The organism is Spiroplasma sp. BIUS-1, from assembly GCF_010365805.1.
Lineage (GTDB): Bacteria > Bacillota_I > Bacilli_A > Mycoplasmatales > Mycoplasmataceae > Spiroplasma_A.
The window spans coordinates 781,864-808,500 of record NZ_CP048386.1; the positions used below are offsets into that span (position 1 = coordinate 781,864).

Below are 26,637 nucleotides of genomic sequence, written 5' to 3' on the forward strand. Positions count from 1 at the left end.
TAATATAAGTCTTTTATATAGAGGAGGAAATATGAAAATTGCAATTTTAATCGACTCTTCTTGTGGAATTAAAGATACAGAAGGATTTAATGATTTGCATTGTGTACCGTTAATGATAACTACCGATGATGGAAACCAAATAGCTGATGATAAAGATTTACATAGTGAAGAATTTTATAAATTAAATGATTCACAACTTTTAAAAACATCACAATCCATTCCCGGAGTTATGTTGCAAAAATGAGATGAGTTATTAAAAGAATATGATGAAGTAATATGTTTATTACTTTCTAAAGGTCTTTCAGGTCAATACAACACATTTAGAATGTTTTCTCAAGAAGACGAATATAAAAATAGAATTCATGTAATTGATACTAATGGTGTTAGCATCATTATCAAACGTCAATTAGAATTAGTTAAAAAACTAATTAAAGAAGGTAAAAAGGCTCAAGAAATTAAAGAAATAATAGAGGAACACTACAATAAAACTGTAGGTTATATTATTCCTAAATCTCTTGATCAATTAGTTCGTGGTGGAAGAATAAGTAAAGCTGCTGCTGGACTTGCAAAAGTATTAAAAATAACTCCAATACTTAAGTATGATGGAGAAATTGACAAAGAAGGAAAAACAAGAACCTTTAAAAAAGCAGTTGAAGAAGCAATTCAACTGATAAAAACAAATAATCCAAATAACACTGTAATTGACATTGCATTTTCTAGAACTGATGAAGAAACACTTGAAATTGTAAAAAATGTTATAGAAAAGGAAAATTTAGAAATTGGTTTATTTGATGAAATGCCAAATACAATCACTTGTCATACAGGTAGAGAAACATTTGCATTTATGCCTAATCAAATTTGAGGAGAAAAACTATGAAAATAGCTGTAATTACTGATTCATCAAGTGGAATAAAAAACTTAAAGGAATTTAAAAACCTTTACTTAGTTCCACTTATGATCACTAAAGAAAATGGCGAGCAAATCGCAGATAATGAAAACTTAGAAACTGAAGAGTTTTATAAATTAAATGATTCACAACTTTTAAAAACATCACAATCTATTCCGGGAATGATGATGGAAAAATGAGATGAATTATTAAAAGAATATGATGAAATAGTTTGTTTATTACTTTCAAAAGGACTTTCAGGTCAATACAATACATTTAGAATGTTTTCACAAGAAGATGAATATAACGGTAAAGTTCATGTTATTGATACAAACAGTGTAAGTATTGTTCTTAAAAGGCAACTAGAATTAGTTGAAAAACTAATCGATGAAGGTAAAAATGGAAAAGAAATTAAAGATATTGTTGAAGAACACTACAATAAAACTGTAGGTTATATTATTCCTAAATCTCTTGATCAATTAGTTCGTGGTGGAAGAATAAGTAAAGCTGCTGCTGGACTTGCTAAAATCTTAAAAATTACTCCAATACTAAAATACAATGGAGAAATTGATAAAGAAGGAAAAACAAGGACATTTAAAAAAGCAGTTGAAGAAGCACTTGTGCTACTTAAAAAGAACTACCCTAATAGCAATATAGTTGATATTGCTTACTCAAGGACAAATCAAGAAACTATCGAACTTGTTAAGGAAGTTGCAAAATCATCTGGTTACGAAATTGGTTTATTTGATGAAATGCCAAATACAATCACTTGTCATACAGGTAGAGAAACATTTGCTCTTATGCCTTATCAAGTTTGAGGAGAAAAATTATGAAAATAGCAATAATAACTGATTCTGCTTGCGGAATACCAAATATAAGTGAGATTAAGAACTTATATTTAGTACCATTAATGATAAGTAAGGAAGATGGGACTCAAATAGCTGATGATGAAAGCTTTTCAGCAGATGAGTTTTACAAATTAAATGATTCACAAATATTAAAAACATCACAATCTATTCCAGGAATGATGATGGAAAAATGAGATGAATTATTAAAAGAATATGATCAAATTGTTTGTATATTAATTTCAAAAGGACTTTCAGGTCAATACAATACTTGCAAAATGCTTTCAAATGAAGATGAATATAAAGGCAAAGTCTTTATAGCAGATTCAAACGGAGTAAGCACAGTATTAAGAAGGCAAGTTGAAATGGCTTTAGATTTAACTGAAAAAGTTAAAGATGCTAAAGAAATTGAACAGGCAATTGAAAAAGAAAATGAAAAATTTAGTTTAATGATAATTCCAAAAACTCTTGATCAATTAGTTCGTGGAGGAAGAATAAGTAAAGCTGCTGCCGGACTTGCTAAACTCCTTAAAATCGTTCCAATACTTAAATATAATGGAATAATTGATAAACAAGGTAAGGAAAGAACTTTTAAAAGAGCAATCCAAGAATCTATAAGCGTTTTAAAAGAATTTGGAAATACAAATATAATTGATATATCTTATTCAAGAATAAATCATGAACACATAGATTTAGTAAAAGATTTAGTTAAATCAGAAGGAATGGAAATTGGTTTGATTGATGAATTACCAAACACAATCACCTGTCATACAGGTAGAGAAACAGTTGCATTGGCAACATGAAAAAAATAGGAGGCTTATTTATGAAAATAGGAATATTGGTAGATAGCTCAACAGGTTATCTAGAAAATGAACATAAATATAAAAATGTTAGAGTAATACCTTTACATTTGATAGTAAACGATAAAGATGATTATTTAGATACACCAGAGGATATCAAAAAGAACAATCTTATAAAAATATTGGGAGATGGACATAAAACATCAACTAGTCAAGCTTCTCCTGGAGAGTTAATGAATAAATACGAAGAAATGTTAAAGGAGTTTGATCATATTATTCATATGACAATCCCTTACAACCTTTCAGGTATGCACCAAACAGCTGTCATGATCTCAAATGATGATGACTTTAAGGGTAAAGTTACAGTTATAGAAAACTGTATCGCTGCAAACTGTGCTCAATTATTAACAATTAAATTTGCACAAATGGCAGAGGATGGTATTGAAGATCCTAAAGAATATCAAAAAGAATCTGATAGATGAGGTAAAGGTAGTTTTACTGCAATCATACCAAGTGACTTGCAAAAAATGTCTAAAGGTGGAAGAGCAAGTTCATTATTAATAACAATGTTAAAAATGATGAAAACTAAAGTTGGTATCCAATGATTAGACAAACCTAAAAAATTGGGTATGGGTAGAACTTATGGAGCTGTTTTAGATAAAATGATATCAGCTTTAAGAAAAGAATTAAAAGAAGAATTTGTTCTACACTTTGTTACATTACCAGAAGCTAAAAAAACTCATATGGATCAAATAAGAAAATATCTTGAAAATGAAAAAATTGATTATGTTGAAGCTAAAATACCTAATGTCTATCCATGACACGCAGGAATTGATACAATAGGTTTAATAGCAGTAGAAAAATCATTAATGCCAAAAAAATAACGATATAAATCGTTATTTTTTTTATCTTTAATGGCAAGGGTAACAGGACTCGAACCCGCGACACTCGGATTTGGAGTCCGATGTTCTACCAACTGAACTATACCCCTATTTAAAAAATACCCAAATGGGTATTTGAATTTCTATTTGGCAGGGGTAGCAGGACTTGAACCCACGACACTCGGATTTGAAGTCCGATGTTCTACCAACTGAACTATACCCCTATAATAATACTTTTTAATTATAACATTAAAAAGTATTTTCAATAAAATATGACTATTTTATTTACATTTTTTACATATACCATGAAGCTCTAACTTGAAATGTTCTAGTTCCATTTCTTTATTTTCTAATATATTAGAGAATCTTACAAATAATTCATTTGCTAAAGATGGACTTTCAAGATCTTCTAAAGAACCACACTTATCACAACTTATGTGCATTAATTGTGTAGATATAGCTTCATAAATAATCTGTTTACCATTTATTGTGTTTGCAAACAATAAATGCATATCTAAGAACAAATCAATGTTGTTATAAATAGACATAACATTAACACTACCCAAATCTTCTTCAACCATTGAAATAAGTTCGTTTATTGTGAAGTGTTTCTTTGTAGCTATTATTTTCAACATAGACAGTCTTACATCGGTAAGTTTAACTTTTTTACTTTTGAATAACTCTAAATACTCGTTTAATTTATTTTCCATAAAACTATTTAGTTAGTTTTTCAACAACTTCTAAAAGGTCACTTACTTTTTTTATTTCCAACAATTCATCATCTGAGATAGATATGTTTAATTTTTCTTCTAAAGTAACAATCATATCCATTAAATCTAATGAATCTAACCCCATTGCTTTAAATTCTGTATTGTTGCTGATTGTTCCTTTTGCCCCTTTATTTAAAAGAGCTTTTTTTATTTCTTCAAAATAATTCATTTTTAATCACCATAAATTATTATATATTAATTTAATTTAAAATACCAAGTATATATTTTATTAGCACACTTATACTGTACAGTTATTTTAGTTGGTTTTTCTTTATCATTCATAAACATTTCTAAATTTACATCATTAGATTTAGGACCTAACTTATTAAACTCTAAAAAGAAATAGTATTTAAATTCATTAACTTTAAAATATGTGTTTTTAGAGAAAACTAACATGTACATCTTTTGTTCTAAACTGAATTTTATATCTAGGTTAGATTTTGCAAAATCATTTTTCTGTGGAATTGGATCTTTTTCTATGTTTTCCACATCTTTACCACTATCAATATCATGTGAGCTTGCATTTATATGAAAAAATAGAAATAAGCCAAAAGAAGCCAACAAGGAAAAAACTATTATCCCTATAAAAACTAGCTTAGATAATCTTTTCTTTTTCATTTATATAGTTAATTATTCTTTCTTTATTTTTTCATCCAATAGCATTTAAATCAGCAATCTTTGTTTTTATAACTGTTTTATATTTTAAATTTGATGTTTGCTCACTGTAATCAATTTTGTACATGTCCTCTTTTAAATTTTCATTGACATAATCAATTGAAAAAACTCTTGAATTTAAATCGATTACCCTATTATAGATTAAATTATTTTTGTACAAAGGGTTTCATACAATCCCTTCTGTTCCAGAATCATTTTCTTCTACAGTGTTTTTAGGAAATGAATATGATGTTTTATTTGTACTTTTAACTGTAAACCCTTCTGTATATTGGGTTATATTGTCATTAAGTTTTTTTATATCATAGTGTTCTTTAAAATTGAAATCACTTTTTAGCTTTGCTGTTGAGGTCATTGCCTCAGTTCTATTCAAACCCTTAAGAAAAAGTTCTAAAAATGTATTCATCTTGTTTCCTAGTGTAGATTGATCTAAATAATTTCAAGAGCTATAAACGCTTTTAACTTCCATTATTGGATCTATTGTATTTGCAGATCTTTGTTTCATCTTCAACTCAATATCATTTCTTAACAAATCAAAGTAGTGTCTTTTATATTTGTTATTAAAATCATAATTCAAATAACCATATGCTAGATTAGCAATAGTTATTTTGGCATCTGCTTTATTATAATTGTATTGAGTTAAGTTTCTTCTATCTATTTCTATGCTCCCAAAGTTATTGTGAGGTTTTATCTTTTCACCTAAAACATTATAACTAGCACTATAAGTTATAAAGACCTCTTGTTGATCTTCTATAAAACTAGCCGGTATATCCACTTCAATAAAATCAAAGTCTTTTAAAGTGAATCTCCCACTTCTGTTAGCAGTAATTGAATATGACGGGACAGCTAAATGATCTTCTTTGCCAAATTTTAGCAGTTCCATCCCACCCTTTGTTCTCACATAAAACTGAATTGCTCCTGATTTTAAATTTAAAGTTGTTTCATTTTCTTTAGAAGTTTGAAAATAACTTTTAAAGTAATCATATCCATGAGCATTAGACAAACTAGGCCTTACAAAAAGTCTATAGTATTCTTTTTTGTTTATAGAATATTTTTCATTGATGAATATAGCATCAAGATTTAATGTATTAGAGTCTACAGAACTTACTTTTATGAACTCCTTGTCCTGGTGTTCTTGTGAAAACTTCAATTCATCTTTTAAACTTATGTCTAAAATAATAATCACCTCGACTAATTAATCGACAAAATAAATAAAAAAAATCTCTTTTCGTAAAAAGAGATTTAAGTTTTCTTTAATGGGGCGTGTAAAGGGAATTGAACCCTCGAGTGCCGGAACCACAATCCGGAGCGTTAACCACTTCGCCATACACGCCGTGAATGTTTTCACTTACTTATTATACTAAAAAAATATTTTAAGTGGAAAAAAACAAACAAAAAAATACAACAAATTGTTGTATTTTAAGAAACTGTAAGTATTTCTGGTTTTTCAAGAATAGATTTTACTTTAGCTAAGAATTTTCCAGCTTCAGCTGCATCTATTATTCTTTGGTCAACTGTTAAACTCATATTCATAATTGCTTTAATAGCTAGTTTTTCATTATCAACAACTACTGGTTTTTTAACTATTTTTCCAACACCAATTACAGCGGCATTTGGATAGAAAATTGTTGGAGTGGCTTGTATTGCTCCAATATTACCATAATTAGCAATTGTTATTGTGCTACCATCTGCTTCATAATCATAAAGTTCTCCAGATCTAAGTCTTGTTGTAACTTCTTTTATATCGATTGCAACTTCTTTTATTGAAAGTTTTTCAACAAATTTAAGTACTGGTATTATTAAACCTTCACTTGTTTCTGTTGCTAATCCAATATTATGGTATTTTCTTATCAGGACTTCATTAGTTTCTGGGTCATAACTTGAATTTATTTTTGGATATTCTTCCAACGCAATAGATATTGCTTTGGCAATAAATGATATTGTTGTGAATTTAATATGATCTTGAGTTTGTTTTAACATGTGCTTCAATTTTAAAATTGAGCTCATATCAATCTCTGTAGATATTGTTAAAGGTGGTATAAAGTTTTGACTTAATATCATTGATTTAACAGCAGAGTTTCTGTTTTGATTAATTTTTTCTCTTTCAATAACTTTATTTTCATCATTTGATTCGAATTGTATATATCCAACTGAATTATCTGGTTTATCTTTTTCAAAGTTAACATCTTTAATGTTTTCTTTTTCTCTTTCCAATCTTTCTAATTCAAGTTTTTCTCTTATATCTTTTTCAACTCTTTCAATAATTTCTTTTTCTAAACGAGCTCTTTCTTCTTCTTGACGTTGTTTTTCTTTTAACTCACTTGAAAATGCATTAATTTCTTCTTTAATTATTGATTTCAAATCATTTGCACTAATTTCTTTGCTTGAATCTTTTTTGATACTCATGTTTTGCATCATGTTTTGCATTAACATGTATTGCATCATTTGGCCAAAAGTATCAGTTCCTGCATTTAAGTTTGACTGTTGGTTAAGTTTTGATGTTGCAGCATTAAGTTGATTTTGTTCTTTTAAAGTTTTTTGTAATTCTTTGATTTGATCTTTAAGGAAGTCAACTGTTTCAGAAGCCACTTTTTTATCAGCAACTTCTTGTAATTCACTATCTTTTTTACTAATTTCAGTTTTTAATTCTTTTTGAACAACTTTCGGAGTTTTAACCAATATTGATTCATTTGCAATATTTTCCAATTCAGCTATTGCTGCACTTGAACCTAGTTCTTGAGTTTTTTCAATATAATTTTCTTCATCTTTATATGCTGTGTAAAGGTTTGTAGCTCTTAATCAATTTTCAAATTCTTGTTTACCTTTTGGAGTTTCATTATAAGGCATAAAAACCATTGCCCCAGTTGAAGGATCTTGTTGAGGAACTTCTCTTAAAAATTCTTTTGGAATTCCTATTTCCTTAACTTTTTTACTGTATTGAAGATTTTCCTCTTTTAATCCTCTTTCTACAGCTTCTCTTCTTTGGTTTATTACACTTCTTTCATCACGACTTTTCATGATATCTCATCTTCTTGAAGTATCATATAAATTTGAAAGTTTTGCCTCAGCATATGTCTTGCTTGATTTGTGACCTATTTCTTCCATTAATTCTTTTGGTTTCTTTTTAGGCATAACAAGTCCACCATAAGGATTTAAATCATTTGCATCAATTACAGTTGGTTCTTCATCTTCTACATAAGAACCAAAGGTAACACCAAATTGACCATCTTCACTGGCCCCTTGTCTCATAAATGTTTCATCTTCTCTAACTTCAAGATTTTTTTGTTTCATTGTCTCAACCTCTTGTGCACTTTTTTGTTGGTTTTTTAATTCTTTTTCTTTTTGACTGTCAAGAATTGCATTCTCTTTTGTAGCAACAATATCTTTTTCTAAAACACTTGGATCTCCACCAGAGTTATTTAATTTCTCAATTCTTGCTTGAATTATATTTCTCATAATTAGTGGTCGACCTTTTTCGTCAGTTTTTGACATTGCATTTATTTCTTCATCTGCTTCTTGAACTTCTTTGAAATCATTTTCTTCTAGAAGTTTTTCTTTTCTTGCTTGCACTAATTGTCTAAACTTACTTACACCAGCTGAATTATTTGTTGAAAATAAGTTTCCACCATCTTCTTCTTTTGGTTTTTCATTTGCCATATTTAATAATTCTTCTTTTGTTAAATCACCCATTATTTTATTTTGAGGGGCATTTTTAATAGAGTTTCTAATATTTGCTCTCATTTGAGCAAATCTATCTTTTGGTTGCTCATTTGCTTGACTCATATTTTTATCCCTCTCTTCTAGCTCTTTAATTTTTTCAGGCGAATCCATAATGTCATCTCTTCCAGATGAAAATGGTGTTACAGCTTGATTATATCTATCATATAGTACAGCTCCAGAGAATAGATCAGCATCAGTTTCTACTGGTTTTAAGTTTGGTTCATAATCTCCATCGGCTATAAATACTTCTTCTTGGGGAATTTTTTCAATATCACCTTTTTTAAAGTGTCTTGTTTTAAATTTTTGAATTTCTTTTTCTCCAACAGCAATGTTTGCTAAAATACTTCCATTTTTAACATTTGAGTGTAAATGAATTGTTTTAGTAACTATTCCATTGTAGTTTGATTTAATATTAACTTTAGTACCATCTTCAAGTTCTATTAGAGCAAAGTCTTGTCCAAAGCTTATTTCTTCTCCAGAAAATAATCACTCTCTTAGAATTCCTTTTGATGGTAGGTTTCTTGCCCTAAGATGTACCATAATATCAACGCCCCTTTTAGATATATATACCATCTATTATTATATAAAAAATAAAGGCAAATTCCTACCTTTATTAGTGAAGTCGTGAATAAAATCTAGTCAACATATTTAGGTCTAAAAATTAAAACCCCTTGCTTAACTAATTTTTTGTAACGTTCTGCTTCTCTTAAATTTTCTTTTACAAACGGTCTGTCTTTATAGTTTAAAGACAAGATAAATCTTTTAATTTGTCCCTTATTAGATTTAATAATAACTTTTTCTTGTTTTATTGAAGCTCTCTTAAGTTTTTCTTCTAGCGATTTAGCTTTTAAGTGAGCTGCTTTTTTAATTAATCTTTGATCTTTTGGAAGTGATTTAATACTTTTTAAGAAAATTTTATAATCAGTTTTCTTATGAAGTAATTCCATTTTTGCTTGATTTTTAATTGTAATTTTTTTCAGTTTTGCTCTTTGTTTACGATAGTCGTGTTCTTCTTTTGTAATAAGTTTTCCTTCAATATCATGTCATCTGTAAAATTTACCATTATTTCAATTTAAGTAGAAAAACTGTAAACCAACAACTAGCAATGTAATTGCCATAACAGCTAATATAAATATTGAGATTACCATTCATTCAGGTCCAAAGCTTTTACTATAAACTTCTCCATTTGCTTCCAGTTTAAATTGATGAACATTTAAAAATCAATATGGGTATCACATTTGTTGTGTGAAGTGTTGATCGTTGTTAATAACACCGTTGCCTTCACTTCATAAATTTTGTCAAAATCAACTTTGACTCTTATCTTCTACACTATATATATTTGTAAAGAATTCTGGTGAGTAATAATTAAATCTAATTTCTCCTCTAATCATTGCAAACATTAAATAACCAATTGGATAACCACATGTTAATGGTAAAGAGAATTTTGAATGTCTTCTTGTAGAATAATATTGATCTCCACAAGAAAGCATAAAATAACCTATCATTATTGAAGGTATACACATATGTAAAACAACAGTTGAAACCCAGTTAGATGGATAATAGGCTTTTAATTCGTCAGGTGATGCTAAAAGTCCAAATCAGAAAACTAGCATTGTAACTGTAATATAAACAGTCATTGCAAGTTCTATTCCAAATGCTGGTTTTGTGTTATAAATTCTTCTCATAAATAAAGCAACAATTAGGTAAAGAACAACTGCATAGTTTGATTGGGTAGTAAAGAAGGCATAATATATATCTATTCTTTCAATTACAGGAATACCCTCTAGATTTTTTTTGGGTGAATAAACTTGTAAAACAAAGTCGAAAGCTAAAAAAGCAATTAAAACTATTAAAACCATTACTTTTAAAGAAAATTCAAAATCTTTATTTAACTTCATACTTCATCACCCTTTTCATTGTTTAAATTATATCTAATAAGAAAGAAAAAACCAAACCCAGAGGTTTGGTTTCTTTAAATTCTTATAAAAATCTTAAAGTTTCATTACATATCATTAATTCTTCATTTGTTCTAACTTTTAAAACTTGTATTTTTGAGTTACTTGAAGAAATTGCTAAATAATCTGAGTATTTTTGATCATTTAAAGTTGAATCAATTTCTAATCCTAGTAAGCCACATTTATTGATAACTTTTTCTCTTACTAATGAGGCATTTTCACCAATACCTGCTGTGAAAATAATTCCATCAATTTTATCATTGATTTGATTAGCAAATTTAACAACAAAATCAGCTACTGTTTGAGTGTATAAATCTAATGCCAATTTAGCTTTTGGATTATTATTTTGAGCTTCTGCAATAACATCTCTCATGTCACTACTTACTTTACTTACCCCGTGTAATCCTGATTCTTTATTTAAAATATCTGTAATTTGGAAAACATCTTTTTGTGTTTCTTTTGCTACATATTGTATTATTGAAGGATCAATATCACCACTTCTTGTCCCCATCATAAGACCTGCTAGAGGAGTTAATCCCATAGTTGTGTTGTATGATTTTCCATTTTTAATTGCACAAATACTTGCACCATTCCCCAAGTGACAAACTATTAAGTTTAAATCATCTTGTTTTTTATTGAAAATTTCTTGTGCTTTAAAAGCAATGTATTCATAACTTATTCCGTGGAATCCATATTTTCTAACTTTTAAGTCAGTATATCATTCATAAGGAACATTATACATATAACTAATTTCTGGCATTGTTTGGTGATATGATGTATCAAAACATCCAACTAGTTTTGCATTTGGTAAACTTTCTTGGAAAGCGTTAATTGAAGTTAAAGCTCCTGGATTATGTAATGGTGCTAGTCTAATGTTATCTTCAATTGTTTTTTTGATTTCTTGAGTTAATTCTACAGTTTCAACAATTTTGTCTCCCCCATGAACTATTCTAAATCCAATACCTTTAATATCTTCTGGTTTTTCAATAACTTTTAAATCAGTAAATTTAGCTAAAATTAATTTAACTGCATCTAAATGATCATTCATTTTATCTTCAAATACATGTTTTTCTCCATCAACTTCAATAGTTAGTCTACCATCAACTGAAATTCTTTCAGCAAGACCATCTACTAATGCAACTGGGTTTTTTGAATCACTTGTATTGAATAGTTTAAATTTAATTGAACTACTTCCTGCATTTACTACTAAGATCATTATTTTTCTCCTCCATTAAACATTGATGTATAAATTGTAACAATAGAAGTTTGTTTTATATCTTCTAAAGTTGCCCCTCTTGATAAGTCATTTACCGGTTTGTTTAAACCAAGTATGAAAGGACCTGCTGCTTGGAAATTACCAAGTCTTTGAGCTATTTTATAACCAATATTTCCTGAGTTTAAATCAGGGAATACATAAACATCTGGATGTTGTTTTGTAATTTTTGTGTTTGGATATTTTTTATCTCTTACATCTTTATCAAAAGCTGAGTCAAATTGCATTTCTCCATCAAATAGAATTCCTTGAGTTTCTTTATCTTTTAATAATTCTACTGCTTGATGCACTTTTTCAACAGTTGGTCCCATTCCTGAACCATTTGTTGAATAACTCAACAAGGCTACTTGAACATCTTCTTCATTTAATTGCTTTGCAAAATCTGCTGCCATTGAAGCAATATCTGCTAATTGTTGAGGGTTTGGATCAACATTTAAAGCACAATCTGTAAATAAGTAACTTTCGTTTTCTTTTGACATTAAAAATACAGATGAAGCTATTGAATATTTAGCACTAGTTTTTATTATTTGTAATGCCGGTCTTAAAGTATCTGCTGTTGTGTATTCTAAACCACATATCATAGCATCAGCTAAATTCATTTTCATCATCATTACCCCAAAATAAGTTCTTTGGTTTAATAATTTTTTAGCAGTTTCTTCATCTGCTTTTCCTTTTCTTGCTTCTAAAAAAACTTTTGTCATTTCATCTTTATTGTATTCATCTAAAATAACAATATTTATTTTAGAATTCAAATTATTTGGCACTTCACTTTTTGTATTAAATAAAAGTATTGGTGTTGCCAATTCATTTTCTACTAAAAATTCAGCATTTTGTTGAATTTTTTCTTGTGTACCTTCGGGGAAAACAACTATTTGTTTTTTCTCTATTGATTTAATTTTATTTTCTATTTCTTTTATTGATCACATCTTTTTTTATTCCTCATTTTTATATTTTTCTATTTCTTTTAATAATGTTGAAGAAACTTGTCTACTTTCATTGTCAGATAGAAAGTAGACTGTTTCTAGATCTTCATATATGCTTTTATTTGCATCATATAGCTCTATTTCATAATCAAGAGTTTTAGTATCTCTTATACCCCTTACAATGTAATGAATATCTTTTTCTCTTGCAAAATCAGCTGTTAATTTATCTTGATTGGTCTCTATTTTTATATTCTTTAAATCCTTAGTAAGTAATTTAATTTTTTCCAGTCTTTCTTCCAAATCTGGATTGCTATTTTTTGATATATTTTTTGTAACTACAACAATTACTTCGTCAAATAATTTTGATGCTTTAGTTAAAATATTCAAATGACCATCATGAAAGGGATTGAAACTCCCCGGATAAATAGCTCTTTTCATATTAACCCTTTCTTAATATCATTATAATTTTATAACCATTTTAGTGTTTTTTTCTTCTTTTCTAATATTTATGTAATAAAATAAATACAATGAGGTATGAAAAATGAAAATACTATTAGTAGATATCGGAAACACTACAGCTGATTTTCGTATTTGAGATAAAAGTAAAAACTCTCTTACAAAAATAATAAGACCAGAAACAACAGATACAAAATGAAGAAGAAGTACTGTTTTGAGTAAATACTTTAAAGACAATAAAATAGAGTTTGAAAAAATAGTTTATGTTTCTGTTGTTCCTGAATGAAATGATATTTTAAGAGCTTTTGGAGCAAATATGAAAGTAGAAATATTTAATCTTAGAAGTGATTTTGAAATCGAAAAAGAACTTTTTGAAGTTGATGATATCAACAAACTAGGAGCAGATTTTATAGCAAACTTTTATGGAGCTTTAGATAAGCACAACATTGAAACTGGAGCTATAATTTCAATGGGAACAGCTTCTACAATTGCTATAATAGAGAATAAGAAGTTTAAAGGAGCTATAATTTGTCCTGGACTTAAAAAATCTTTAAATGCTTTAATTTCAAGTGCTGTACTTTTACAAAACAATACTTATGAAAAATCAAATAAAGCTTATGGAAAAAATACAATTGATGCCATAAATGTTGGAGCATATAATGCCCACTATTTAATGTTGAAATCAATGATAAATAATCTAAATCTAAAGACTGCTATTTTTACTGGTGGAAATTCAATTGATTTTAAAGAAGATATAGAAAAAGATGGTTTTGTTTTTGATGAAGAATTAATCTTTAACGGACTTATTAAATTTAATAAATAAAAAACACATTATTCTTAATGTGTTTTTTAAACCTGATTTAAAAATCTTAAAGTATCTGCAAAGATTAAGTCTTTTTTAATATCAAAAAGTATTTCATGTCTCAAACTTTCATATAGCTTAATTTTTACTTTTAAATTAGCTTTCTTGAACTTCTTATAAGTTTTTTTAACAGTCTTACCATAACCACCAACAGGATCATTTGTTCCTGAAACTAAAATTATAGGTAAGTCTTTCCTAATTTTTTTAATATTTTTTGATTTTTGAATATAAATTAATCCTTCAAACAAATCTTTAAAAGCAGAAGTTGTAAATACTTGTCCACATAACGGATCTTTTACAAATTTATCTACGTTTTTTTCATCAACTGATAATCATTCTGATCCTGTATTTCCTTCATCATTAAATTTCTTATTGAATTTTTTGTAACTTAAATTTCAAATAAAATCATCTACATTTTTAGCTCCATACTTTCTTTGTCTTGCAATAGCAACTCTTCTTCCAAATTTTAAAGATAAGTTACTTTCTCAAGCAGTACCACTTAAAACTAAACCATCAATTGATTCAGAATAATCAATTGCATAGTTTCTAGCCAAGAAGCTACCCATAGAGTGTCCCATCATTACTGTTTTTTCTACTTTATAATTTTCTTTAATGTATTCATTTATAAGTTTTAAGTCAGTTACTAGTAACTTTCATCCATCTTCATTTGCAAAATAACCAAGTTCATCATTTTCAATGTTTGCAGTTTTTCCATGACCTCTATGATCATTTGAAATTACTATTCATCCATTTGCATTTAAGTATTTTGCAAATTCATCATATCTTTTTGAATGTTCACAGCTTCCATGAACCAATTGAACTATACCTTTTGGGTTTTTAACTTCATCTCAAATGTAAGTGTGTAGTTTTTTTCCATCTTTTGCTTTAATTTTTATTTCCTTCATAACATCAACCTCTTTGAAATATATTCTATTATAGATTAGACAAAATAAAAACCCCTTAAAAGTGTAAGGGGTTTTGAAACTATTTAATAGCTTCTTTTGCAGTATTAAATACTTCTTTTAATTGTTCACATGATTTGTTAAATAATTCTTGTTCTTCTGATGAAATATCTCATTTAACGATTTCTTCAATACCGTTTTTTCCAATAATACATGGAACACTTGTATAGATATCTGAGTTTCCGTATTCACCATTTAAGTGAGCACCAACCATTAACATTACTTTTTCATCTGTTAAGATTGCTTTAACAATTCTTGCTAAACAAGCACCAATTCCGTAGAATGTTGCTCTTTTTTTCTCAATAATTTTGTAAGCCATGTGAGTAGCTTCATCTTTGATTTCTTCTAAATCTTTTGTTGTTATAACACCTTCATTTAAGAAATCTTGAACAGTTTTTCCATTTACAGTTCCTAAACTTCATGCAGCAACTGATGAATCACCGTGTTCTCCTAATAAGTAAGCTTCAACTTCGTGAGGCATTGCCCCTACTTTATCAGCTAATAATCTTCTTAGTCTTGCTGAGTCTAAAGTTGTTCCTGAAGAAATAACTTTTGAACTTTCATAACCAGTAACTGTTTTGTAAACATAAGTTAATACATCAACTGGGTTTGATGCAATAACTGTGATTCCGTTGAATCCTGAGTTTTTAATTTGTGTTGCAATATCTTTCATGATTTTTGCGTTATCTGCAACCATTTCTAATCTAGTTTCACCAGGTTTTTGTGGTCTTCCTGCAGTAATAACGATTAAATCAGCATCTTTACAATCTGAGTAATCTCCTGCTTTAATTGAACTAAAAGGATCTGGTAATATTGCTTGTGCATCAGCAATATCCATTTGGTTTCCTTCTGCTGCGTCTTTAAATACGTCGATTAAAACGTAATCTTTTGCAATTCCTTGGTTAACAGCTGAGTAAACAAAACTTGTTCCTACAGCTCCACAACCAACTAATACTATTTTTTTGTTATTTATCATATTTTTATCGCTCCTACATTTATATATTAATACTAAAATATTTTTTTATCTACTTTTAAATTGAATTTTTGTTATCTTGCAAAAAATTTCCACAAAAAAAATACCCACAAGTGGGTATTCATATGTACATATGATATTGTAAATTAACGTTTTGAGAATTGTGGTGCTCTACGTGCTCCATAAAGTCCGTATTTTTTACGTTCTTTAACACGAGCATCACGAGTTAATAAACCGTGTCCTCTTAATTCTGGTTTGTAATCTTTTGAAGCTTCTAATAATGCTCTTGCGATTCCTAAACGAGCTGCTCCAGCTTGTCCAGTAAATCCTCCACCTTTAACAGTAATTTTGATTGAAAAATCTGATTTTGTTCCAGTAGCTTCTAAAGGCTGTTCCATATCTTGTACTAAAGTAGCATATGGGAAAAACTCTAAAGCTGGTTTTCCATTAACAGTTATTCCACCTTGACCAGGAGTTAATATAACTTGAGCAACTGAAGATTTTCTTCTTCCAGTTCCTCTATACATAACAACGTCTTTTTTTGCTGCCATTATTTGTTATCTCCTTTGTTTGTGTTAATTACTAATACTTCTGGATTTTGTGCTTGGTGTGGATGTTCATTACCTGCATATACGTGTAATGCACGGTATTGATTTCCCCCTTGAACGTTTTTTGGTAACATTAATCTTACTGCTCTTTCAATGATTCTTTCAGGGAATAATTTACGTTGTGTAGCAACGTTTCTAGATTTTAATCCCCCTGGGTGCATTGAGTGGTGGTAGTAGTTTTTATCATTTTCTTTTTTACCTGATAAAATTACTTTTTCTGCATTAATTACGATTACGTGATCTCCATTATTAATATGAGGTGTAAATGTTGGTTTATTTTTTCCTCTTAATACCATAGCAATTTGAGTAGATAATCTACCTAAAGTTGCTCCAGTAGCGTCAACTACGTATCATTTTTTAGCAATATCTGCTGTTTTAATTAGTGTAGTTTGTTTCATGTGCTTGTTCTCCTTACCTTCCGGGGCTCATGAGTAAGCAAATATATTATACATTATTTCTTACTTGGGTCAAATAAAAAATCACTTAGAAAGTGATTTTTTTTTGTTATTAATCCTTATCTTTTAAAGCTTCTAAAGGATTAATTTTTTGAATATTTGATCATCCAATACCAAATGTTACTCCATAAATTGCTGCAATAACACCAAATACGGCAAATGGTAATCAGATTGTAAATTGAACAGGCAATACTCATGCTGTATTTATAGCTAAGAAGTTTGCTATATATACAAATGTGAATCAACCTATTAAGAATCCTACAACATACATTATTAATATTGGCATAATGTACATTCCTAAGATTTGTTTTACAACATAAGGATTTGAGTATCCCAATGTTTTCATTGTTGCTATAAATTGTTTATTTTCATAAATAATTAAACTTGTTGTTAAAAGAATAATTGTTGCAGAAACAATAACTGCTATTGTTATAAACATGATCATTACCATGTTTACAAGAGCTGTAACTTGACCTAAAATTTGTCTAGTTTGCTCTTTTGGTAACATTGTAGATAATGAACCAACACCATATCCTTCATTAAATTTATCAGGATCAATAACCATACATTTTTGGCTATCATCTTTTAATAAACCACCATCTTGTGAAGGTTTGCATGCTTCTCCAGTTTCATCTTCTTTCATTTCAAAGTTACCATTTAAACCTACAGAACTAAAATCAGCAAATCTTTGAGAAACAGAAAATCCATCAGTTATATCTAAATTATTTTTATCACTTGTGTATTTGTAATTAAATATTGGGAAAAGATTTTCATATAACTGATTCATTTTTCTTCAAGAAGAATTTTCCTTACTTCTATTTACATTGCTTATGAAGTCTTCATAAGTTCTTTTTCCTTGATTAACTTCATCAATAAATTCTTCTAGATTAGTACCTTGTATTTTTTGATCGTTATCGCCACTAAAGATATCCATTTTATAAATCGCATTTCCCTTTGGGTATTCTCTTGAAAATCATTTTTCAAAGTTTTTTTCTTTTACTTGATCATATTCCATAATTTTATTTGCTGAGTCATTTGCGATTCAACCTTGTGGTTGTCCATAACCATCTTGAATTCCAACAATTTTAAATTGTTTTTCTTCACTTTTATTTTTTACAACCAAATCACCATTTCTATAACCTTTATAAATAGGCGTTGGCTTTGTTGCATCATTAGCTGCACCTGCTGCAATTTCTTTTCCATTAATTTTAGCTGAGTTTAATCCAGCCAATGAATGATTTGTATAACCATCACCCCTAGAATACCAAGCGTATGTTGATTGTGTTTTCATAGTATTAAAGTCATTATCTTTATTACCATTTTCATTATGCCCATAATCAACATCTTTCAAGTTAATTTCATTACCTTCTTTATCGAAAAGAAGGTCCCTGCTTATATCTAAATTTATATTACTTCCAATATCTTGATTTATTTTTTTATACATACTTTTATTTATTATTATAGGAACTACATTTTCATTATTGTTTAAAAATAATTTATTTTTTAATTCGTTTCCTTGTGAATCTCTTAGATCTATTAGATTACTTTCGCTATTTATTCCAAATATACTTGCTGATTCTTTTTTTCCATTAACCGATGTAAATGTTGTATCTAATTTTGTTCCAATTTCATCTTCTTTTTCGTTATATGGAACTAAATTAAATGCAATATTATAATTTTTATCATTTTCTATTGCTTGTTTCATTTGTTCTTGAACAAAATATGATGCCCTAGTATAAGTTGTTTGAAGAATTGTCATTCCCATTCTTTTTTCAAATACAGAACCAAATCATAAAGTCAAGGCAGTATTTAATGTCTTTAACTGTTCATCCTTTAAAGAATTAACATTTATATCTAATGGACTTATAAATTTTCCTTTTTTATTCAAATCAACTTTAAAGTCACCTTTTTTAATGTCTAAATTCATGAATTCACTTGTTTTTGTATCCTTATTAGCATATCAAAAATTATTATTTCCATTTCTAAATTGTGAAGAAAGCAAAGGGTATTTTAGTAATCCCGAACTTATTAATTTATCTGTATTTAAATTATTTTCTTTATCATTCATTAAAGCCAGAGAATTATAAGTTAGTTGTATACCATTTATATATTTAGCATAAAAATTCATCATTATGTTTGAGTACTCTTTTAATTGCTCTGATCCTGGTTTTTTATTTTTTGTTAAATTTCCAATTGACAACAACAAAGGATTATAGTCGGGTCATTGACCTTGTAATTGAGATAAGGCAATAGAACCCGCTATACCGCTTATGCTTGCAGCATCTAAGTTTGATAACAATTTAGATGACATATTTTTTCAATCTAAAAAAGAAAATTCAGTTCAAAAAAATGTATCATTTAGTGCGATGTCATATGAATAATAATATGGACTTACATCTCCGGCTAATAGATCTTTTATAACTTTATCTCAATTAATAATATAGTCCGTTTTATCACCCGCTATATTACTGATATAACCCTCAGGTTTTTGCATTACTGGGTAAGGTGTTAATCCTTCTGCTCATCCAGCTGGGTTTGCCCCAACGAAATCAGAGCCGACAGCATTTCCAGATCCACTATTTCTTATTAATACCTCTTTATCTTTATCGTATTTTCCTCATTCTTGATCTTTGAAACTAGGGTTATATGTTTTATAGAATGAATAAGGATTGTTTGCTATTGGTTGTGTATAAGAAACCATATTTTCATAGTTCATTCCCCTAAAAGTTGCTGTCATATTATCTGACATAACTTTAGGAGCCACAACAGTAGTTGTGATTAATGTAGCGCTAAGTAACATAGTCGCACTAACTCCTGCTAATTTCCCAAGAGAAGTTGTTAATAAAGCAACTCTAAGTCTTGGATTAAATCTTCTTTTTGCTGATAATGATTTAATTTTCATTGCAAATTTATTAATTACTTTATCATCTCCACCTTTTAATAAAGTAAGCGCTGATAACCTAATTGTTCAATATCCAATTCCAAATGCCAATAAAGTAAGAGCTATTCAAAGCCCAACAATACTTGAAGCAAATGAAACAATATTGAATCTAAATCCAGAGAAAGCTACATTGAAGTAGTTTGAAAACATCCCTACAACAACTGTTTCAATGAAAATTGCTAAAATATATCCAGCAAATGCACCTATAATAGAAACTATTAAAGGAATGGCAACAAAGTTATTAACAACTTCTCTTTTTTTGTATCCAAGAGATTTTAAACAACCAATTTGTCTACTTTGTAGTTCAACTTGTTTTTTAGTTGTTAATATTGTTGTAAATCCAGCAATTGAGATAATTACTATTATTAAAGCTGTTGCCATAGCATTATATGCTGTCATTATTGTTTTGAATGTAGAAACCCTCTCTGAAAACTTATATTCTGAATCGTTTGAATCATAAAAATATTGTTTATCTATTTTTATATCTAAATATTCTTTGTATTCATTATTTAATTTTTCCAAATAAGTAGAGTTAAATTCATTATTAGATTTAATAGAGAAATATGCTTCTCTATCTGTTTCAGAAGAAACTACAACCTTAGCTGATTGAACAGCATAAGTTGATAAATTTCTTGTGTACTTTTCTTCTGGATTTTGCTTTTTAAATGTTGTTGGTTTTGATTGATAACCCATTCAAGACGGATCCATGTACATTAATACCTCATTTTTAACATTGGGCATAACTGTGGTTTGGTCTAATATCGGTGTTGTAAAGTCAGATGATGTACCAATACCAACAACTTCAAATCAAACTTGATTTGAATATGCAGCCATATTTAAAACCGTTTGAGCATTATTATTTTTGATAGCTTCGTTTAATGCTAAAATTTCCGGTGAATCTCCTGTTGTATTTTTTACAAGTAAATCTTTTCCAAATTTATCAGCATTAACCCTAACTATATCTCCTATTTTAATATTATTTTCTTTAGCATATGATTCTCCAATAACAACTTCTTTCGGAGCAACATTTCCATTTATTGGAGTAAAACTTCTCCCTTTTGAAATAACTAATTTATCAACACCTTTTTCATGTCCGTTTGAATCTATTTTTGATATTGTTTTAACTTTAATATCTCCATTTTTACCCTTTAATCCAGATATTAATCTTGATTCAGTAAAAGAAACATCAAAACCATATTTTAAAGACATTGAGTTTAAAATATATTGTTGGTAAAATAGTTTTTCTTGGGTAAGACTACCTTCTATAGTGTAGTCAGACAAATCTTTTCAAGACTCATTTTCTTTTATTTCATTATTTAAATCGACATCAACAACTATATCTCTTAAATTAGATTGTGTGTTTAATTTTTCATATGCACCAACAACTCTTGTTGTTGTTGCAGATAAAACTGATATAACTAAAGATACAAGCATAACTAAAAGAGACAAACCTATAATTTGAGATTTGTTTTTTCCAGCAGACCTAAACGCATTCTTTAGTAAAAGTCTAATTCCTTTCATATTTAATTTTTCCTCCTATTGATTGATATTTTTTTACACGACTAAAAAATTAAATGAGGTGGAGTTACTCCTTTTTTAAATGATTTTAAGTTTAAGCTTTTTTTTCAGTTTATAACATGTTGTATGAAAGAATTCTTTTCAATAAATTCTTTCAAATCATGTTTATCTTCTTCAACAAACATAATTGAGTAATCAATAATGTTTGTTTCAATTGAATCTTGATTTGTCATTTTTGACACAGTGAAAAATATTTTTTCACTAATATCTAATCTAACCACTTCTTTAAAACGATCTAAAACAAGATTTAATGACAAGATAATTACAGAAAATAAGATTACAGATGTAAGAGAAAATATTAGAAGCGCTTCTAAGTTAATCATTGTTCTTTCATCTTTTCAAATGTAATCAAAAGCTTTTAATTCAGTTGAGATAAATATCGGAGCTGTTATAACTATTAGTTTAAAAAACCCTTTTAAGAAATCCCCTTTTAAAAATCAGTTAAAATTTTTAATTTCGTTAAAATTTTTTCTTAACTTTGAAATCATAACTCCTGATTCGATAATTATTCATAAACACAATGATGTTACAACTATTGTGTTTATGATCGCAAATACCTGAACAGCAGTAAACAAATTTTTATTGTTTTTTTCAAAAAGGAAAAGAGAAAATAGAATGATTAGATATGTTGCGATAAATAAAACATATAGGTTTTTAACTATTTTTTTATTTTTAAAGCTATTCATTTTAGTTCTCCTTTTCCAGTTAAGTACTTTTATATAATAACATTTTGAAAAATAAATAACAAATTAAACCATTGTTAAACAACCCTATATAAGTGGTTGATTTAAAAATAAAAAAAATGTGATTTCTCACATTTTTATGCCGGTTTAGCGTAAATGAAATTTATTAAATACCTTTCCCTTCTTGCTCGATTGAGTCTATGCAAGAAAGATAAACTAATAAAAAACTATCTACTTCTTATTTTTTGGTGTATCTAAGTTCAAAGAACCGACATATCTATATAATACACTAAAAAATAGTTAGTATTTTATTTTTTTTAACATCAAACCTTCTGGGTTTGCAATAAAAGGCATTTTATCTTCTTCTAAGTTTAAAACTCTTTTAATTTTATCTAAATCAATTTTGTCTAAACTATAAGCAAGACAAGCTCCAATTATCATTCTTATTTGATATCTAATGAAACCCTTTGCTTTAAAGGTGATCTTAAAGATATCATCATTTAAATCACTTTCAATCGAATTAATAGTTCTTAAAGTTTCAATCATTTCTTTTTCTTCTGTTTTTAAACCAGAAAAATTAAAGAAATCATGAGTTCCAACAAATAAACCAAGAGATTCTTTTAATTTATCTAAATCAAGTGCTTTTTTTGGTAAATAATAGAATCTGTTTTCAAAAACATTGTTTTGTCCAAGATTTATTTTATATTCATAAGTTTTTTCTTTACAATTTCTAACTCTAAAGTCTTTTGAAATTTCTTCTACATTAGTTACTTGTATTCCTAGAGGCAAACTTCTATTCAATGCTTTTAAAAAACCTTCAACGTTAGGTTGAAAGTTTAACTCTATTCATGCTTTTTGATCAAAAGCATGAACTCCTGAATCTGTTTTTGAAGCTCCAACAACTCTAAATACAGAGTTTCTAGCTACTCGTGAAATAGCTAATTCAAGTTCTCCTTGAATTGTTGGTTGACCTTTTTGTTTGGCTCATCCACAAAAATCAGTTCCATCATATTGAATTGTAAATAAGTAATAATACATATTATTTTGAGTATAGAATTTGATCTATTCTAGGAATTTGAACCATATCTCCAAATGCAGGTATGTTTATGTAACAAATTAATGTTGCAAATACACCCATACCCAATATAAAGATAATTATATCTAATATTCTAAATTTAACTTGTCTATATCTTGTTCTTTTTGCATGAGGATCATATCCTCTTGAATCCATTGCATATGCCAAGTCTTCTGCTTTTTGGAAAGCAGATACAAGTAAAGGAATAATTAATGAAGTCATTGATTTAACTTTATCCATTAATTTACCATTTTTAAAGTCAATCCCCCTTGAAGATTGAGCTTTCATAATTCTTCCAGCTTCATCAATTAAAGTTGGTATCATTCTTAAAGCAATTGAAATAATAGTTGAAAAAATATAAACAGGTATTCCAATTAATTTTAAAGGTCATAGTAAATCTTCAATAGCTAAAGTTAATTCTAATGGTTGAGTTGTTCCGGTAAGAATAGTTGTTAATGTAATCATTAAAAAGATTCTTATTGTCATGTAAAGAGCTGAGTAAAGAGCTTTTTCAGAAAATGTAAATGCTTTTCATTTATATAGTCATCCAAAACTGTCTTTTCCAGAATCGTAAAGACCATTTGCCAATGATGCAAAGTCTTTTCCATCAATAGTTTGAGGTTTTAACATAAATACATTTATAAGTATTAAGACGACAAATATAAACAATATTGGCAAGAACAATTGAAATAGCATTTTGAAACTTAATTTACTTACAGCGTACATTAAGAATATAAATGCTCCTATTAACACAAATCCAGTATATCCAATAGGGAAAAATACAACAACAATTAAAGCAATGATCATGAACAATTTTAATCTTGGGTCCATTTTATGAATCATTGAATTATAAGGCATATATCTACCAAATACCATTCTCATTATTAGATTTCTCCTCTTCTATTTTCTTTTAGATTTTATTGCTTTTGCAAGTTCTTCTACTGTTCTAAATTCTACATTAGTAACATCTAATCCAGCATCTTTTAATTTATGAGCTAGTTTATATAATTTTGGTGGTTCTATTTCTATTGTTTCAAGTAACTTAGAATTTGAGAATATCTCAAATGGTGTTCCTTTAGAAATAACCTTTCCTTTATGCATAACAATTACTTCATCAGCAATTTGTAATACATGATCCATATTGTGAGTTACAATAATAATTCTTTTACCTTTTTCTTTATTCAATTTATAGAATAAATTCATAAAGTCTTCTTCACCTTGAGGGTCTAACCCCCCTGTTGGTTCATCAAGAACTAATGTGTTTCCATCCATTGCAACAATTCCTGCAATAGCAACACGACGTTTTTGACCACCACTTAGGTCAAATGGGCTTCTTTTTGCATAATCTTCTGGTAAGTCTACCATTCTTAAAAGTTCTGGTACTTTATCAAAACTTTCTTTTTTGTTTGCTCCCAAGTTAATTGGACCAAAAGAAATATCTTTTTCTATTGTGTCTTGGAATAATTGATATTCAGGGAATTGGAAAACTAGTCCAACTTCTCTTCTCAATTCCTTAACTTGTTTAATTTTTTTAGTTGAAGCAGGAATTTGGTAATTTCCAATAATTGTTCTTCCTGTTTCTGTAACTAATAGACCATTTGTTAATTGGATTAAAGTTGATTTACCACTACCAGTCATACCAATAACAGCTGTTATTTTTCCTTCTTGTATTGTTAAATCAGTACCATTTAATGCTCTAAATTCAAATGGTGAGTTTTTACTGTAAGTATATGAAACTGAATCAAATTTGATTTCTCCATTGAAATCTCATTTTGGTTGATTTGCAATATTCATTTTTCTTTTAAACTCTTTTTTAGTCGCTTTATCTTTTTTAGGTTGAGAAGCATATCATTCCTTTACTTCTTTAACTCTTTGATTTAATAAAGATTTATCTTCTTTAATGTGATTCTCAATTTCTTTTTGATATTCTTTTTGATTTTTTTGATCATCTTTTACAAGAAGACTAATTTCTTTATGTCTTTTTTTTCTTTTTTTAGCATCATTTTTTTGTTTTAAAGATAATTCTTTAAGATGAGCTTTATATTCTGCTTTTGCTTCTTTTTTATCAGCTATTAATTTAGCTTTTTGTTCTGGTGATATTCTATTTATTTTTGACATATGTTTTTCACCAACTCTTCCAAGTTTGCACTTCCAGAAACTTTAATTCCTTCTTTTTGAAGTGCTTCTTCAATTTGAGCAACAAAAGGAACATCTAAATGAATAGATCTTAAAAATTCTTTTTCAGATAGTATTTCTTTTGGTGTACCAAATTTAACTAATTCACCTTTATTCATAACCATAACTTTATCTGCATTTAAAATTTCATCCATGTCGTGAGTTATTGAGAAAATAGTTTTTTCTCTTGTGTTTTTTAACTGAACCATAATTTCTTTAACTTCACTTTTACCTTTTGGATCAAGCATACTTGTTGCTTCATCAAAAATTAAAATATTCGGTGAAAGAGCTAAAGCAGAGGCAATAGCAACTCTTTGTTTTTGACCACCACTTAACATTAATGGTTCGTGGTCTAAAAATTCTTCCATTCTAACTTTTTTAGCTGATTCAAGAATTATTTCTGGCATTTTAGATGGTTCTATTCTTCTGTTTTCTAACCCAAAAGCAATATCATCTCTAACTGTTGAACCAATAAATTGGTTATCTGGATTTTGGAACACTATTCCAAGGAATTTACGAACCATGTTTAAGTTATTTCTAGTAACTTTGTTACCATAAATTTCCATTGAACCACTTGTTGGTTGTAAAACCCCAATTATTATTTTTGATAATGTTGATTTACCACTACCATTGTGACCAATAATAGCAACATAATCTCCGTGTTTAATTTCCACACTAACTCCATTTACAGCAAAAGGATGTCCTTCCCTGTATCTAAATTTAATGTTTTCTAGTTTTAATGCAGTTTCAGATAATTGAGCAAGTTGTCCTCCATGTCCTCTATCCTTAATTGCAACTTTTGATTCTTTATAAATAAACACTGCTAACTTATATTCTTCATAAATTTTTCAGTATTCTTTAGTATTTTTAGGTACTGATTTAAGTTTTGCTTTGGCTTCTTTTACATTTTCTAAAAAGAAACTATTATCACATACTTGTTTATATTCTTTTTTAACTGCTTTGTATTCACTTTCTGCAGTTCTAACAAATTCCATATCTACTTCACGTTTAGAAAATTTACTTCTTGCAATAATCATTTTTTGACTTGCACGAACTAATTTGTCATTATACTCGTTAAGTTTTAATCTGAAATCATTTAATTTTTCAGTTGCATTTAAATTAGTTGACATAGTATTACCTCTCA

Annotated in this window: 24 protein-coding genes and 3 tRNA genes; 5 read left to right on the top strand and 22 right to left on the bottom strand. The window is 28.2% G+C overall.

Going from position 1 to position 26,637, the window contains the following annotated elements; translation table 4 throughout:
- Nucleotides 1–31 precede the first annotated feature (31 nt).
- From SBIUS_RS03725 to SBIUS_RS03740, 4 genes are read left to right on the top strand one after another with little or no spacing between them, the layout of a single operon-like run.
- Nucleotides 32–883 carry a DegV family protein gene (locus tag SBIUS_RS03725; protein WP_162685143.1) on the top strand — a complete coding sequence of 284 codons (852 nt, stop codon included), beginning with the start codon at nt 32–34 and terminating at the stop codon, nt 881–883.
- Nucleotides 874–1,725, top strand: a complete 852-nt coding sequence (locus SBIUS_RS03730; protein WP_162685144.1) for a DegV family protein — start codon at nt 874–876, stop codon at nt 1,723–1,725. The genes SBIUS_RS03725 and SBIUS_RS03730 overlap by 10 nt, the downstream gene beginning before the upstream one ends.
- Nucleotides 1,716–2,543 carry a DegV family protein gene (locus tag SBIUS_RS03735; protein WP_162685145.1) on the top strand — a complete coding sequence of 276 codons (828 nt, stop codon included), beginning with the start codon at nt 1,716–1,718 and terminating at the stop codon, nt 2,541–2,543. Before SBIUS_RS03730 ends, SBIUS_RS03735 begins: the two co-directional genes overlap by 10 nt.
- A gap of 11 nt (nt 2,544–2,554) precedes the next feature.
- Nucleotides 2,555–3,415 carry a DegV family protein gene (locus SBIUS_RS03740; RefSeq protein WP_162685146.1) on the top strand — a complete coding sequence of 287 codons (861 nt, stop codon included), beginning with the start codon at nt 2,555–2,557 and terminating at the stop codon, nt 3,413–3,415.
- A 31-nt stretch (nt 3,416–3,446) separates the two neighbouring features.
- On the opposite strand, the gene SBIUS_RS03745 is transcribed toward SBIUS_RS03740, so the two are convergent.
- The 12 genes from SBIUS_RS03745 to coaD form a co-directional block, all read right to left on the bottom strand.
- Nucleotides 3,447–3,522 (bottom strand) — tRNA-Trp (locus SBIUS_RS03745).
- Nucleotides 3,523–3,560: 38 nt separating this feature from the next.
- Nucleotides 3,561–3,636, bottom strand: a tRNA-Trp gene (locus SBIUS_RS03750).
- Between the two features lie 57 nt (nt 3,637–3,693).
- Nucleotides 3,694–4,122, bottom strand: a complete 429-nt coding sequence (locus SBIUS_RS03755) for a Fur family transcriptional regulator (protein WP_162685147.1) — start codon at nt 4,120–4,122, stop codon at nt 3,694–3,696.
- Between the two features lie 4 nt (nt 4,123–4,126).
- Nucleotides 4,127–4,351: an acyl carrier protein gene (locus SBIUS_RS03760; RefSeq protein WP_162685148.1), complete on the bottom strand. Its 225-nt coding sequence runs from the start codon at nt 4,349–4,351 to the stop codon at nt 4,127–4,129.
- 26 nt (nt 4,352–4,377) lie between these two features.
- Nucleotides 4,378–4,800, bottom strand: a complete 423-nt coding sequence (locus SBIUS_RS03765) for a hypothetical protein (protein WP_162685149.1) — start codon at nt 4,798–4,800, stop codon at nt 4,378–4,380.
- Entirely contained in the window at nt 4,778–6,040 is a 1,263-nt protein-coding gene (locus tag SBIUS_RS03770) for a hypothetical protein (RefSeq protein WP_162685150.1), read from the bottom strand. Before SBIUS_RS03770 ends, SBIUS_RS03765 begins: the two co-directional genes overlap by 23 nt.
- 71 nt (nt 6,041–6,111) lie before the next feature.
- Nucleotides 6,112–6,187, bottom strand: a tRNA-His gene (locus tag SBIUS_RS03775).
- 86 nt (nt 6,188–6,273) lie between these two features.
- Entirely contained in the window at nt 6,274–9,114 is a 2,841-nt protein-coding gene (locus SBIUS_RS03780) for a 2-oxo acid dehydrogenase subunit E2 (protein WP_162685151.1), read from the bottom strand.
- Between the two features lie 95 nt (nt 9,115–9,209).
- Complete coding sequence (locus SBIUS_RS03785) at nt 9,210–10,472, bottom strand: Pr6Pr family membrane protein (protein WP_162685152.1); 1,263 nt, start codon at nt 10,470–10,472, stop codon at nt 9,210–9,212.
- An 82-nt stretch (nt 10,473–10,554) separates the two neighbouring features.
- On the bottom strand, nt 10,555–11,745 hold the full coding sequence (locus SBIUS_RS03790; RefSeq protein WP_162685153.1) for an acetate kinase: 1,191 nt from the start codon (nt 11,743–11,745) through the stop codon (nt 10,555–10,557).
- Nucleotides 11,745–12,728: a phosphate acetyltransferase gene (gene pta, locus SBIUS_RS03795; protein ID WP_162685154.1), complete on the bottom strand. Its 984-nt coding sequence runs from the start codon at nt 12,726–12,728 to the stop codon at nt 11,745–11,747. The genes SBIUS_RS03790 and pta overlap by 1 nt, the downstream gene beginning before the upstream one ends.
- Nucleotides 12,729–12,734: 6 nt before the next feature.
- A complete protein-coding gene (gene coaD, locus SBIUS_RS03800; protein ID WP_162685155.1) occupies nt 12,735–13,163 on the bottom strand; it encodes a pantetheine-phosphate adenylyltransferase in 429 nt (142 codons plus the stop codon).
- 103 nt (nt 13,164–13,266) lie between these two features.
- Between coaD and SBIUS_RS03805 the strand changes: the two genes are divergently transcribed.
- Nucleotides 13,267–14,004 carry a type III pantothenate kinase gene (locus SBIUS_RS03805; RefSeq protein WP_162685156.1) on the top strand — a complete coding sequence of 246 codons (738 nt, stop codon included), beginning with the start codon at nt 13,267–13,269 and terminating at the stop codon, nt 14,002–14,004.
- Nucleotides 14,005–14,030: 26 nt separating this feature from the next.
- Here SBIUS_RS03805 and SBIUS_RS03810 read toward each other — a convergent pair whose 3' ends face one another.
- The 10 genes from SBIUS_RS03810 to SBIUS_RS03855 all read right to left on the bottom strand — a co-directional run bounded on the left by SBIUS_RS03810 (nt 14,031) and on the right by SBIUS_RS03855 (nt 26,623).
- Nucleotides 14,031–14,948: an alpha/beta fold hydrolase gene (locus SBIUS_RS03810; RefSeq protein WP_162685157.1), complete on the bottom strand. Its 918-nt coding sequence runs from the start codon at nt 14,946–14,948 to the stop codon at nt 14,031–14,033.
- A 79-nt stretch (nt 14,949–15,027) separates the two neighbouring features.
- The gene (locus SBIUS_RS03815) at nt 15,028–15,981 is read right to left on the bottom strand and encodes an L-lactate dehydrogenase (RefSeq protein ID WP_162685158.1); all 954 of its coding nucleotides are present in this window, start codon (nt 15,979–15,981) and stop codon (nt 15,028–15,030) included.
- Nucleotides 15,982–16,124: 143 nt separating this feature from the next.
- Nucleotides 16,125–16,529, bottom strand: coding sequence for a 30S ribosomal protein S9 (gene rpsI, locus SBIUS_RS03820; protein ID WP_162685159.1), 405 nt, complete (start codon nt 16,527–16,529; stop codon nt 16,125–16,127).
- The gene (gene rplM, locus SBIUS_RS03825) at nt 16,529–16,984 is read right to left on the bottom strand and encodes a 50S ribosomal protein L13 (RefSeq protein WP_162685160.1); all 456 of its coding nucleotides are present in this window, start codon (nt 16,982–16,984) and stop codon (nt 16,529–16,531) included. The genes rpsI and rplM overlap by 1 nt, the downstream gene beginning before the upstream one ends.
- Before the next feature lie 109 nt (nt 16,985–17,093).
- On the bottom strand, nt 17,094–21,503 hold the full coding sequence (locus tag SBIUS_RS03830; RefSeq protein WP_162685161.1) for an ABC transporter permease: 4,410 nt from the start codon (nt 21,501–21,503) through the stop codon (nt 17,094–17,096).
- A gap of 41 nt (nt 21,504–21,544) precedes the next feature.
- Nucleotides 21,545–22,246 (bottom strand): hypothetical protein, encoded by a 702-nt coding sequence (locus tag SBIUS_RS03835; protein ID WP_162685162.1) that lies wholly within the window; start codon nt 22,244–22,246, stop codon nt 21,545–21,547.
- A 297-nt stretch (nt 22,247–22,543) separates the two neighbouring features.
- Nucleotides 22,544–23,281, bottom strand: coding sequence for a tRNA pseudouridine(38-40) synthase TruA (gene truA, locus SBIUS_RS03840; RefSeq protein ID WP_162685163.1), 738 nt, complete (start codon nt 23,279–23,281; stop codon nt 22,544–22,546).
- Between the two features lies 1 nt (nt 23,282).
- Nucleotides 23,283–24,200, bottom strand: a complete 918-nt coding sequence (locus SBIUS_RS03845) for an energy-coupling factor transporter transmembrane protein EcfT (RefSeq protein WP_162685164.1) — start codon at nt 24,198–24,200, stop codon at nt 23,283–23,285.
- 18 nt (nt 24,201–24,218) lie between these two features.
- A complete protein-coding gene (locus SBIUS_RS03850; protein WP_162685283.1) occupies nt 24,219–25,112 on the bottom strand; it encodes an energy-coupling factor transporter ATPase in 894 nt (297 codons plus the stop codon).
- 311 nt (nt 25,113–25,423) lie between these two features.
- The gene (locus SBIUS_RS03855) at nt 25,424–26,623 is read right to left on the bottom strand and encodes an energy-coupling factor transporter ATPase (protein ID WP_238988294.1); all 1,200 of its coding nucleotides are present in this window, start codon (nt 26,621–26,623) and stop codon (nt 25,424–25,426) included.
- Nucleotides 26,624–26,637 lie beyond the last annotated feature (14 nt).